The sequence below is a fragment of the Paenibacillus xinjiangensis genome (assembly GCF_059686975.1).
Window position 1 is genome coordinate 1 of record NZ_JCAALS010000054.1, and the last position, 10,680, is coordinate 10,680.

The 10,680-nt window shown below is 40.2% G+C and carries 16 protein-coding genes and 2 pseudogenes; 10 read left to right on the forward strand and 8 right to left on the reverse strand.

The features are described from left to right. Positions 1 to 109 precede the first annotated feature (109 nt). From AC6ESP_RS29250 to AC6ESP_RS29265, 4 genes and pseudogenes are all read left to right on the forward strand, one after another. A pseudogene (locus AC6ESP_RS29250) lies at positions 110 to 247 on the forward strand (GNAT family N-acetyltransferase); the annotation flags it as partial. 95 nt (positions 248 to 342) lie between these two features. Next, positions 343 to 945, forward strand: coding sequence for a TetR/AcrR family transcriptional regulator (locus AC6ESP_RS29255; protein WP_497100309.1), 603 nt, complete (start codon positions 343 to 345; stop codon positions 943 to 945). Positions 946 to 1,104: 159 nt separating this feature from the next. Continuing rightward, positions 1,105 to 2,298 carry a DUF418 domain-containing protein gene (locus AC6ESP_RS29260; protein ID WP_497100310.1) on the forward strand — a complete coding sequence of 398 codons (1,194 nt, stop codon included), beginning with the start codon at positions 1,105 to 1,107 and terminating at the stop codon, positions 2,296 to 2,298. Positions 2,299 to 2,509: 211 nt separating this feature from the next. Continuing rightward, on the forward strand, positions 2,510 to 2,905 hold the full coding sequence (locus AC6ESP_RS29265; RefSeq protein ID WP_497100311.1) for a VOC family protein: 396 nt from the start codon (positions 2,510 to 2,512) through the stop codon (positions 2,903 to 2,905). A 71-nt stretch (positions 2,906 to 2,976) separates the two neighbouring features. On the opposite strand, the gene AC6ESP_RS29270 is transcribed toward AC6ESP_RS29265, so the two are convergent. Continuing rightward, complete coding sequence (locus tag AC6ESP_RS29270) at positions 2,977 to 3,189, reverse strand: hypothetical protein (RefSeq protein ID WP_497100324.1); 213 nt, start codon at positions 3,187 to 3,189, stop codon at positions 2,977 to 2,979. A 61-nt stretch (positions 3,190 to 3,250) separates the two neighbouring features. Then, positions 3,251 to 3,427, reverse strand: a complete 177-nt coding sequence (locus AC6ESP_RS29275; RefSeq protein ID WP_497100313.1) for a hypothetical protein — start codon at positions 3,425 to 3,427, stop codon at positions 3,251 to 3,253. Between the two features lie 346 nt (positions 3,428 to 3,773). Between AC6ESP_RS29275 and AC6ESP_RS29280 the strand changes: the two genes are divergently transcribed. Next, on the forward strand, positions 3,774 to 4,229 hold the full coding sequence (locus AC6ESP_RS29280; protein WP_497100314.1) for a VOC family protein: 456 nt from the start codon (positions 3,774 to 3,776) through the stop codon (positions 4,227 to 4,229). 40 nt (positions 4,230 to 4,269) lie between these two features. Here AC6ESP_RS29280 and AC6ESP_RS29285 read toward each other — a convergent pair whose 3' ends face one another. Further along, a complete protein-coding gene (locus AC6ESP_RS29285) occupies positions 4,270 to 5,130 on the reverse strand; it encodes an AraC family transcriptional regulator (RefSeq protein ID WP_497100315.1) in 861 nt (286 codons plus the stop codon). Between the two features lie 499 nt (positions 5,131 to 5,629). Between AC6ESP_RS29285 and AC6ESP_RS29290 the strand changes: the two genes are divergently transcribed. Then, positions 5,630 to 5,746: a DUF7336 domain-containing protein gene (locus AC6ESP_RS29290; protein WP_497100316.1), complete on the forward strand. Its 117-nt coding sequence runs from the start codon at positions 5,630 to 5,632 to the stop codon at positions 5,744 to 5,746. Between the two features lie 129 nt (positions 5,747 to 5,875). On the opposite strand, the gene AC6ESP_RS29295 is transcribed toward AC6ESP_RS29290, so the two are convergent. The 5 genes from AC6ESP_RS29295 to AC6ESP_RS29315 form a co-directional block, all read right to left on the reverse strand. Continuing rightward, complete coding sequence (locus AC6ESP_RS29295) at positions 5,876 to 6,286, reverse strand: hypothetical protein (RefSeq protein ID WP_497100317.1); 411 nt, start codon at positions 6,284 to 6,286, stop codon at positions 5,876 to 5,878. Continuing rightward, positions 6,283 to 6,729: a LytTR family DNA-binding domain-containing protein gene (locus AC6ESP_RS29300; RefSeq protein ID WP_497100318.1), complete on the reverse strand. Its 447-nt coding sequence runs from the start codon at positions 6,727 to 6,729 to the stop codon at positions 6,283 to 6,285. The genes AC6ESP_RS29295 and AC6ESP_RS29300 overlap by 4 nt, the downstream gene beginning before the upstream one ends. A 179-nt stretch (positions 6,730 to 6,908) precedes the next feature. Beyond that, positions 6,909 to 7,364: an AraC family transcriptional regulator gene (locus AC6ESP_RS29305; RefSeq protein WP_497100325.1), complete on the reverse strand. Its 456-nt coding sequence runs from the start codon at positions 7,362 to 7,364 to the stop codon at positions 6,909 to 6,911. A gap of 169 nt (positions 7,365 to 7,533) precedes the next feature. Beyond that, positions 7,534 to 7,830 (reverse strand): hypothetical protein, encoded by a 297-nt coding sequence (locus tag AC6ESP_RS29310; protein ID WP_497100319.1) that lies wholly within the window; start codon positions 7,828 to 7,830, stop codon positions 7,534 to 7,536. Positions 7,831 to 7,880: 50 nt separating this feature from the next. Beyond that, positions 7,881 to 8,159 carry a TetR/AcrR family transcriptional regulator gene (locus AC6ESP_RS29315; RefSeq protein ID WP_497100320.1) on the reverse strand — a complete coding sequence of 93 codons (279 nt, stop codon included), beginning with the start codon at positions 8,157 to 8,159 and terminating at the stop codon, positions 7,881 to 7,883. Positions 8,160 to 8,219: 60 nt separating this feature from the next. On the opposite strand from AC6ESP_RS29315, the pseudogene AC6ESP_RS29320 reads away from it, so the two are divergent. From AC6ESP_RS29320 to AC6ESP_RS29335, 4 genes and pseudogenes are all read left to right on the forward strand, one after another. Then, a pseudogene (locus AC6ESP_RS29320) lies at positions 8,220 to 8,333 on the forward strand (hypothetical protein); the annotation flags it as partial. Between the two features lie 104 nt (positions 8,334 to 8,437). Next, positions 8,438 to 9,109: a 3'-5' exonuclease gene (locus tag AC6ESP_RS29325; protein WP_497100321.1), complete on the forward strand. Its 672-nt coding sequence runs from the start codon at positions 8,438 to 8,440 to the stop codon at positions 9,107 to 9,109. A gap of 163 nt (positions 9,110 to 9,272) precedes the next feature. Continuing rightward, positions 9,273 to 9,896 carry a glycerol-3-phosphate 1-O-acyltransferase PlsY gene (gene plsY, locus AC6ESP_RS29330; protein ID WP_497100322.1) on the forward strand — a complete coding sequence of 208 codons (624 nt, stop codon included), beginning with the start codon at positions 9,273 to 9,275 and terminating at the stop codon, positions 9,894 to 9,896. 82 nt (positions 9,897 to 9,978) lie between these two features. Beyond that, complete coding sequence (locus AC6ESP_RS29335; protein WP_497100323.1) at positions 9,979 to 10,290, forward strand: hypothetical protein; 312 nt, start codon at positions 9,979 to 9,981, stop codon at positions 10,288 to 10,290. Positions 10,291 to 10,680: the final 390 nt, after the last annotated feature.

Consider the following 10,680-nt stretch of genomic DNA (forward strand, 5'->3'; position numbering starts at 1 on the left):
AACTCTCCGTTTTCTTCCCGGAACGGGTTGGTAAGCACCTACGCTAAAAGGAAAATTCCCCCTCGGGGGAATCCTTATAAATGAGTTTACACAAAATTATTGACAGACCCTAGGGGTTTGGGAAAAAAATGAGAGCGCAATTACCTTTTATAATAAATTAGGCTTTGTTCAAACAGGCGCTCACTCCTTCTATATGGGTGATGAAGAACAAATAGATTTAATAATGACCAAAACACTGCAAGAATAAAGCTAACGGCAGGTTAACGTAACTATGAAATCAGTATGTTTGAATATGTTATACTATCAAAGCGTCTATTCTAAGGAATAACAGGAGTAGTGGATATGGCTCGATATAGTGATGAACAAACGAAACAAATTCGGGAAGAACGAAAAGATCAGATTTTGAAAGCGGCTTTGAACGTTTTTGCGGAATTTGGGATCGAAGGCACGAAGATGAGCATGATTGCCAAAAAAGCAAATGTAAGCCATGGTCTTATGTATCATTATTTCGAATCCAAAGAGGAAGTGCTGTTGACAAGCCTGCAATGGGCTATGAATGGTGCTCAGCAAATGATTGAGGAAGTGGCTACTATGTCCGAATCGCCACTGGTTAAAATCACAAATTTCACCAAATTCGCTCTAACAGCCGGCAGCCATGAAATCTTTCGAATTATCCAAAGCTGTACTCATCACCAGGCTCTGGATGCAGAAACGAGAGAGCTGATTGTGCAGGCAGGTGAGAAATATGTCCACCTCATGCTGCCGATCTTCGTTGAAGGGCAGAGGTGTAGAGAAATTGTCGAAGAAGACCCCTACAAACTGGTCAACCTGTACTTAACGATTCTGTCGGGGCTCATTGCGGATGATGTGGAATGGATACAAAGGGATTTAGACTGGAACATTGCTATGCTGCTACGGGTCATCAAGCATCAAGAGCTAATGTAAAGGCTTCACATGTGAAGCTTTTTTTTGTTGACAAAAAATGGACCTACACCTATTATTTTAATTGACTGATTAAGTCAATCAATAATAATTGCCGCTTCTTCGTCATCTTTTATCACTCAATCGGTTGAAGGCGGGGAGCAAAATAAGGAGGGGTTCGGTTTGATTAAGAATGCTAATGTCAGAACACATCAGGTACCACTTAGCCCAACATCCACGGGTGAGAGAACGTTGGCTCCAGATCTTGGACGTGGATTTATGCTGCTGCTAATCGTCATTGCACATGCGCCCATTTATTTGTTTACATCGGATACGTTTATTCTGACCCGCCCGCTGGGCGAAGATATGCTGGACAATATCGTTAATTTGATCGGACTGCTATTTGTTGACAACCGGGCCTATCCGATGTTTGCTGCACTGTTTGGTTATGGGCTGGCCTTCATGGTGGCACGACAGCTCGACAAAGGGGTTCCGGAAAAACAAGTAAAGCATATGTTGCGACGTCGATCATTGCTCCTGACCGTATTCGGATTTCTTCACCTTGTCGTTATAGGAGGAGCTGATATTCTCGCAGTATACGGAATCTCTGGTGTAATACTCGGACGTCTGCTGTTCAGCTCGGATAAAATAAAAAAGCTGATGATGGTTATTATCGGACTGATTTATTTCATCGTGATCCCATTAATCTGGGTAGTGGTTTTCCCGATGACCTTGAATGGAGAGTTTCATATAGGCTTAACAGCTTCCCATACGTACTTCCAGCTTGTCAGGGAGCATGCTCTAGCTTTTCCGATCGTTATCCTTTTTCAAATCATTTTTTATCCTATGTTATTTATTATATTGCTCGGTGTTTGGTCAGCCGGTAAACGATGGATGGAAAAGCCTGAACGATTTCGTCTCCAGTTGAAGCGGATTGCAGTCGGTGGTATCGGTCTCTCATTGCTCGGTGCACTTCCTTTTGCGCTCATTGGTGCTAATTTTTGGAGCCCTTCTCTGGAATTGATGAGTTGGTGTCTTATCCTTCATATCCTTACCGGCCTTGCCGGAGGAATAGGTTATACGGCGCTTATTGCTTTGATTAGTATTTCTGCTCGTCGAACTGTCCCAAGGATGACATGGCTGTTATCGGCGGTCGGTAAAAGGTCACTCACATTCTATCTATATCAGGAAGCAATGATGGTGCTTCTGCTCTCGCCGGTCGCGATCGGATTAGGTGGGAAATTGGATAGCACCGGAGTATTCGTCATTGCGATGTCGATCTGGTTGTCCGGGGTTGCCATCGCTGCTTTTCTGGAGAAAAGAGGATGGAGCGGTCCAGCGGATGCGTTGTTAAGGAAACTGGTCTATCGCCGTTAGTCAGTAAGTATGTCTAAGGGGAAAATGGGTATATAAAAATACAATAACACGGGGGCAATCGGTCTTATGGATCGGTTGCTTTTTTCATTCAATACCAATTTTACAAGCTAACAAAATATTTAGAAATAATTTCTTCCTATGTCGATTTGACTATTGTTTATTCGTCGTATTCATAGAAGGACAATTTAAAGTGGAAAGGTTGTTGAATTGTATGGGAGCACAAATTCACTCTTATTTGATGTCGGAGTATGCAAGAGGTCAGGCTAATTTTTACGTTGAGTCACTGGGGGGCGAAATTCAGTTTCTTACCACATTCGGTGAGACGCCGGGGATACCCGAGGCGATGAAGGATAAAGTCATGCATTTGGCATTGACAGTGGCGGGAACGAATACGTTAATGATGTCCGATTCATTCGAACCGGTTTCGTATAACCGCAGCATCATTCTTGCTTTGAACTATGACGATGAGTCAGAAGCCAGAACGGCTTATGCTAAGCTATGCGAGGGCGGCGAAAGCAAGTATCCTCTCGTTCTTCAGCCATGGGGTGCTTATTATGGAGAAGTCGTAGATAAATTTGGTGTCACATGGATGATTACCAAACAATAATCTTTCGGAAGTTTTGTAATCAATCAATAGGGAGTCAATTAAAAGGAGAGATGGACGATGTGTTGTTGATTCTACAGTATCACTTGGTTTCCAAGAACATCATATTTATTTGATGGGCATACTCGGGACTTTTTTGTTGCTCTCGTGTTGTAGTTGTTAGATTGAGTTATGTGCAGCAATATTCCTCCGCGTCCATGTCTTGCTTCGCTTCTCTCCAGCGCTTTATCAGCTTGGTTTAGCGGGAATATGGAATCAATCTCTGCTTTAATCGTCCCATTGGCAATTAATTCCGTTGCAGCCGGGCTCTACTCTACAATCGATTTTAGAGCTTCTGCGGCAATTGTCTTAGCTGTCTCGTTGTCTTGCGCGGAGCTCTCCGCAATAGTTTGGAGAGCTTTCTTTGCGGATCTCCAGCTGTGTGATTAAACGGTCAGCCATTTTGGCGATATCGATGGTAAAGTCGTCTGTTAACTCGCCATTCCCTATTAAGACGACCGCAGTAAATTCAAATGTATTCTTCACCTTTGTTCATCTCCTTCAGCTTGATTTCATTGCGGCGTAGTCGGTCCTCCAATAGAGGAATGCTGGAATCCGATCCTCACGGACACGCGGCATCTGCATGTTATGCTAAACGGAGAACGATAGCGCATTAAAATGCAAGGAAAGCCTGTCAAAGGCAGGTTGCTTATTCCAATGAATACGGAGGGAATATGTTGTCTTTAGAAATGCGAATTACTGGTTTGTGGTCCTTAGGCGGTATTGTTCATCTGAAAATCCTTTACGAAGGTACATTTAACCGTTAATCTATAAATGGGTTAATTTTCTATTTATGTATACCCTAAAATGATGTTGAAGGAGATAGATGACAATGAGCCGACAAGCAATGGATACGAATGTTGAACAGAAGAAGTTGCTAGGAAATATGATCCAGGTTAGGCTAGTCTCCGACCTAAAGAAATCACAACTATATTACCGTGATATGCTAGGATGCAGAATCGATGATTGGGGTCACGCTGAACGGGACGATATGATTTTCATTCTACAGCAGGCAGCATCAGTTAAAGATATTAAACCGAATGGAGTTTCTGCAAAACGCACGAATTATCCAAGCGATTGGGAAGGTCCAGAGTACGGGTGGGACACGTTTGTACATATGGAATGGGACAATCTGGATATATACATCGAAGAAGTGCGTGGGAAAGGCGCTAATATTGCAATCGAGCCATTCATCGGTTCACACGGTGGTTGGGAATTCAAGAATGCCTACCTGCTTGACCCGGATGGTTACAGTATCGTCCTTGGAGCAATGCGTGAAGCGAATTAAAAGGAGACTACCGACGCAGTCGGTAGTCTCCTTTTTTATGTTATTTCGCTTTGACGGCTATCCAAATCTCACTATAAACATTGTGATAAGAACCGTCATGCTTCGTGAATGAAATTTCAGGCGCTTGAACCAGCTCATAGTCTGATGAGAGCAGCCACTCTGAGTAGATTTTCCCCCATGTCTCTTGCAGCGTAGCTGGGAAGGGACCTTGATTTGGGAAGATAGCCCACGTATGTTCAGACACTTCCATTTGTTCTAAATCACTATACGTATTTTCTTTTGAAGTAATAAACCCGATTAGATGTGTTAGCTCTCCTTTCTCCTCTAGTCGTCCCTCGTCAAATTGATAAGAGGCATTTACTACTTGGTTAGGATATAAATCGCCTAACTCGTGCATTTCATTTCTTTGCTGCTCTGTAATTGATTTTGCTAATGCAATAATTTCATTGTTCTCTCCCTCAAATTGAATCGGTACACGTTTGGTGACACCCACTAGATGAAATGCTTCTTTTTTCTCAATTTTGAACTCCATAGAAATTCCTCCTTTTATAGCAATGAAAAATGTGAATTTGGGAAATGATTTTTGAATCCTATTCTTTGTAACTTCAGATGGAAGAAAGCCACTCCATTCTTTGAAGGCTCTCGAAAAACCGTCCACAGATTGGTAACCAAATTTCAAAGCTACATCTGTAACCCTCGATCCATTGATTAAGTCGCTGTTCGCGATCGACAGGCGTCGATTCTTGATATATTCATGTAGTGACATTCCAGAAAGGTATGAAAACATTCGTCTGAAATGGTAGTCAGAAATACCTACAATTCTTGAAATATCTTCTGGAGTAATATCATTGGTTAGATGATCGTCGATATAGGCCATCACTTTATTGAATTGCTGTAACATGTTTTCCCCTCCTGTACGAGTAAATCTTACTATATTTTCTCCTACCTCACTCGACATTATGGATACGGAGTTTATCGGATCGTTCTATTTAATGAGGAGATGAGTTGCGATAGGTGCATTAATCCAATTATGGTATATTTAAGAAGTAGTTGGATGTAGATTGAAAACAAAAGGATTGATGAAATGAGGGGGAATGAAGAATTTGAATTATTCAAAATCAGATACTGCGGTCGTGGTTGCTAGCTTTGTAATTGCAATAATTGGTCTAGTTCTTATCCTTCTGAGTGTGGATATGGGGATGAATACAGCAACAAGTGAATGATTAAAAGCAGGGACCATGAGTATCGATGAAATTCCAATACGAAGAGAAAATCATATTGCTAAGTTTAGAATGATTGGTGGCATACTGTTCGGGGTCGGGCTCTTTATTGGATTAAGTAAGTTGAAAATTAGATTCGACAATGGGCGTGATGTTAGTAGAGGTAACAGGTGACTGAAAATGAAAACTGTTTTTTTGGTTCAGCATTCTTACGAGGTTGGAGAAAACGGAATGTATAATGAGACAAAACTAATTGGTATTTATTCATCATTAGATAAAGCAAAACTTTTTCATTGAAGAGTATGAATTAGATAAAAATAATTGGTCAGAAGGTTTCATTAAAAAGTCGATGCTCTGTTGCTGGCAGCAATAGAACATCGACTTTTATAGTGTTCGCTCGAATAGAGTAATTTCTTTTTAATAAAATCATTTAATCAGTTTGTTCAATTCGTCTGCTTTCTTCTTACTGTCTGCTTTGGCATAGAAGTAAAAGGCAATCGTATGCAGGATAACGGATAAGATGAGCATGCCAGGCGACCAAGGGCTGACGGTATTAAACATTTCTTCAGAGAACAGCCATATTCCAGCTAACCCTCCCGCGATATTCAAAATGGATGCAATGAGAATATTCCAGACGGGCTTCAATGTGTAATAATTCCAGAGCGCGTTATACATCAATCCGAACAGAGTGGCAGAAATCAAAGCAATTCCGGCTACATTCCAGAGGTATGACATACTGATTGGCTGGTCCTTGAAAAACCACGTCAACAGCAATGTAGCCCATAAGGATGTTAGTGTAAAGACTTGAAAGAAAGACCGTTTGAAATCGTGAATCATGAGAATCTCCCCTTAAATGTTTTAATATAATGACGACTTACAAGATAGCTGGATTGGTCATGTAATACGACCTGAACTCTTGCATGATCGGTTGAGGAAAACGTCATAATGTAGCTAGTATTAATAATCGTTTGGTTATTAATCTTCAGAAACGCTGACGATGCCAAGTCTTCCTCCACATACTTTAATCTTTTACTCAGCAAATACATCTCTCCAGTGATCAGTCGTACACTGCACATGCGGTCTTCGGACTGAATGACCGCGATCATACTCACGAGCACTTCAAGATGCCGATCATTCCTTGCGTCGATAACAACGAGCTTTTTCTCCAGGCTATGTATTGCTTGTGTAATCTGACCCCAGATCTCTTTCTCAGTTGGATTAGTCGTTACTTTTGCGACCTGCTTCTCCATTCTAGGATCCGTTTCAAATATGATTTCCAATTGTTGTTCCTCCTTTCATTCACATCATATATCCCAACCAATGATAAAACTACTAATGTGCGTTTTGCTGCAAATTTTTATAGGTTTGTTGCAATAACAGATTTTTCACCTGATATAAAAGAATCAAAGGGAGGTGGAAAATGGATGCAGCCGGTCAGAACGACCAGCTGCAGTTCGTTTTATAACCGCTTAATTGGAACACATATTTCACAAAAGTCATTGATGACCATGCTACCAGTGTATTTTTCTAAAATCGGCTTGTCGTCAGGGTGAAATCCCATGCTGTGTATCGCTGGGAAAATTTCATCCCATGCTTTTTGAACATCTTCTGCTGTATGTTTGATTTTGAAAATAACATACTCCCCGCCAATGAATTCACTTTCGTTGACCAAATCATCAATGGGCTCATCTTCTGCAATCACAATACATGCATCATATCTACAATCCTCAGGCTGTGTCGTATGTGGGTTATCGAGTGGAATTCCGAATAATATAGCCGATTCAATTAGTAAATTTTTCTCCTTTGCCCACCTTTTTAACTCCTGCATGGCTTGAACGTTGGCAGGACCGTAGGGTCCAATTTGTCGTACATATGCAATGCGATAATTCGGGAGAGTTTCAACTTTAATATCCATATTCATAGTGTAATCTTCCTTTCTTATTAGTTATTTTCTACAATTTGGATACTATCATGATATAAAATAATATTCATTTCTTTTTTATCAACTCAGATGACCTGAAATGAAAAAAGACCGGGGCAGTGTTCAGTGGAACACGCCTCGGTCTTCTCTATGCACCGTGCAATCATGAACTTAAATGTTGAACGAGCATATCCACGAATTGTTGAGGCATCTGGCTATCTAATGCTCCCTCTTTGTTCCTGGTGATGCTTAGGTTTTGCAGCAGTCCCATCATAGAAGTAAAGATGAAAGGAGCGGTACGTTCAGGATCAATATCAGCTTTTAACGAGCCGTCACTAATCCCAGATTTCAGAGAGTCAAACAAAAAATGCTGTTCTTTGTTTTTATTAATAAATGCTGTATAACGGTTTTTTAGGTCATGATTGGAGTTGTAGGATTCAAAATGAAGATCGAACAGCAAAATGAATTTAATATATCCCGGATGTTGTCTGGCGTATTCTATCCATACATTCAGTATCGATACCAGCTTCTGCGGCCATTCATTGCAGCAGTGACATCACGCTTGATACAGTGGGTCATATCCTGCAGAATCTCCATCTGAATCTCCAGAATCAGATCATCCATGGTAGGAAAATGCTTGTAGAAAGTAACCCGGCTTACTCCTGCGGACTTGCAAATATCTTGAATATTAACGCTGAGGAAGCTGTGGCTCATAAACAGATGTTTGCCTGCCGAAATCAGCTCTTCCCGATTTTTGTTTTTTACACTTTGATGCCAGTTCTCGTTCATGATGATGATACACGCTTCCTTTCCTCGGTCTTTGTATCTCTGATTCTTGTAATATTAAAGGTGATGGCGGTTGCGGCGGGTTGCGCTCATACTCTCGGCCTTAAATCGGATGGCACGGTGGTTGCTGTGGGTGATAATGAATATGGCCAACTAACGGGCAGATTACGGAAATAGATTGAAGATATAATAATGGTGGATATAATCTTTTAAGGGAAGGAAAATAGCGGCTGAAATACCAGTTATACGAGGAACTATATTATAGGGAGGGGCATGAAACATTGAATATTCAATATTTATCAGAAACGGAGTACCTCGTAAAAGATGTCTTTGTTGATCAAATCCACGAGCGTCCGTTTTGCATATTTGATTTAGAAGGAACGGGTATTTTTATTGAAAAGGAGTACATTACTCAATTCGGTGCAATCGTTTATCAGAATGGTAAAATATTGCGCTCGTTCAGTTGCTTAGTAAAATCACCGAAATTAATTCCCGAAAGAGTCGAACAATTAACGGGGATTACGAATGAAAAATTATCCGCTGCTCCAACATTTGCTGACGTATATCGGCAGTTTCTAGATTTTTGCGGAACGGACGTATTGGTCACACAAGCTGGTTATGAATACGATCTTCCAATGCTTAATAAACATTGCCGGATTAGTAATTTATCATTTTTTGAGAATCCTGTTATCGATACTAAAGCATTATTCGCCAAACTGCATCCCGAACTTGATGACGTTTTTAGTACAGAATATCTTGTTAATTATTACCAAATCGACACTAATGATATTAAGCGTCACGATGCATTAGAGGACTGCGTTTTGATAAGCAAGATACTTGATTCAATCTTAATGGAATACAAACAAAAAAATATTCAAGACTTCAATATTCAAGAAGGTCTATTGGTTAAACGTTTTACTATACCTGCGATGTACCTCAAGGAAGTAGAATAATTACTAATCGGCAAATGAAACATATTAAGCTAACAAGGGAATATAGCTTAACATTCATTAAGACGTGGCTGCCGGTATTGGCAGTCTTGTAGAGAACGGGCAGGATAGCTTGATGTCGTTGAAGAAGATAAATCGTAATAAATAATTTCAAGGGAGAAGAGTCATGATTGATATCTTAAAGCTTATTGTGGCCTTAGCTTTGGGCTACCTGTTAGGCAGCCTTAATACAGCGGTGATTGTAGGGAAAATATACGGCAAGGACATAAGAAGCCATGGAAGTAAAAGCGCCGGGCTTACCAATACTCTGAGGGTACTTGGGAAATCTGCCGCGGTGTTTGTTCTTGCGGGAGATATATTAAAAGGGGTAATTGCCTGTTATATAGGCTTGTTCCTTGGCGTTTACTTTTATTCGGGAGAGGCTAAAGATTGCGTAAGCCTTTTAGCGGCAGGCGCAGGAGCAGTTATAGGGCATAACTGGCCGGTGTATTTTGGGTTTAAAGGGGGCAAAGGAGCACTTACAGCAGTGGCTGTGCTGTTTATGGTTAACTGGGTTATGGCCCTTTTATGTCTTGGCTTTTTTGTGATAATAGTAGCTTTAACCCGTTATGTTTCTTTAGGTACAATATGTGCTACAGTGCTTTTTGCGGCTATTTCATTTATTCCTTTTTTTGGGAATACCTTATATTTTTATTTATTTGCATGCCTAATGGCGTTTATGACTATTTTCAGGCATACGGAAAATATAAAAAGACTGCTTTCAGGAACAGAAAGTAAACTTATTCTTTGAACTATTTTATTGAGTCAAGAAGATGATTGGGTTAAGCTAACGGAGAACGTTACTTAAATACCGTGAAAGAGTTGATAAAATCATGAAGACAGTAGGAACTGTGAAGATATATTTCCTATCAAAGGAAGAAGGCGGGCAAAGTATAATTCCAGTTGGAACCTTCTCAACACCTATCATCTTTGAAGAGGATAAAGAGTTAATTTATGGATTATGGAGTGCAGTAATTGAATTTCACAAATCACCTAATACTCAAAGAGCTACAACTGCTGACTTGTATTTACTTTTCCACGATAAAGAGGAAGCACCGAATCATTTAATCAAGCCTGGAATGAAATTTGAGTTAACTACAAATAGAGTGATAGCTAAAGGAATAATTGAAACAATGAAAAATTAATTTAGAGAATAACAACCTGAAAAATCGTTGTTCAACTAACGGAGAACGATAGCTTAGGAATTTCCTATGTGGAGACTCCTCTTTTCTAACGGGCAGCTTAGTTAAACAACCTTCCCTAATGCGTTATTTTAAAAATGAACAATCGAAAAGAAATCACATCAACGTACCATAGTATAATCAAAGATAGTCGTATACAAATAATTACATCTTATAAAGAAGGGGAATGAGCAATATGGCAAATATCGAGCACTTACAGACCGTGAATGTTCCAGCTAAAACGGTATATGAAGCATTAACCACTGCAAAAGGACTTTCAGAAATATGGACAAATGAACTAATAGTCAATGATCAGATCGGTTGTATAAATGAGTTCCGATTCGGCGGCAAAGG

Bases quoted from the DNA above. Each gene is read 5' to 3' on its own strand.
- AC6ESP_RS29255 (WP_497100309.1), top strand. From the start codon at position 343: ATGGCTCGATATAGTGATGAACAAACGAAACAAATTCGGGAAGAACGA.
- AC6ESP_RS29265 (WP_497100311.1), top strand. From the start codon at position 2,510: ATGGGAGCACAAATTCACTCTTATTTGATGTCGGAGTATGCAAGAGGT.
- AC6ESP_RS29280 (WP_497100314.1), top strand. From the start codon at position 3,774: ATGAGCCGACAAGCAATGGATACGAATGTTGAACAGAAGAAGTTGCTA.
- AC6ESP_RS29285 (WP_497100315.1), bottom strand. From the start codon at position 5,130: ATGTTACAGCAATTCAATAAAGTGATGGCCTATATCGACGATCATCTA.
- AC6ESP_RS29290 (WP_497100316.1), top strand. From the start codon at position 5,630: ATGAAAACTGTTTTTTTGGTTCAGCATTCTTACGAGGTTGGAGAAAAC.
- AC6ESP_RS29295 (WP_497100317.1), bottom strand. From the start codon at position 6,286: ATGATTCACGATTTCAAACGGTCTTTCTTTCAAGTCTTTACACTAACA.
- AC6ESP_RS29305 (WP_497100325.1), bottom strand. From the start codon at position 7,364: ATGGATATTAAAGTTGAAACTCTCCCGAATTATCGCATTGCATATGTA.
- AC6ESP_RS29315 (WP_497100320.1), bottom strand. From the start codon at position 8,159: ATGAACGAGAACTGGCATCAAAGTGTAAAAAACAAAAATCGGGAAGAG.
- plsY (WP_497100322.1), top strand. From the start codon at position 9,273: ATGATTGATATCTTAAAGCTTATTGTGGCCTTAGCTTTGGGCTACCTG.
- AC6ESP_RS29335 (WP_497100323.1), top strand. From the start codon at position 9,979: ATGAAGACAGTAGGAACTGTGAAGATATATTTCCTATCAAAGGAAGAA.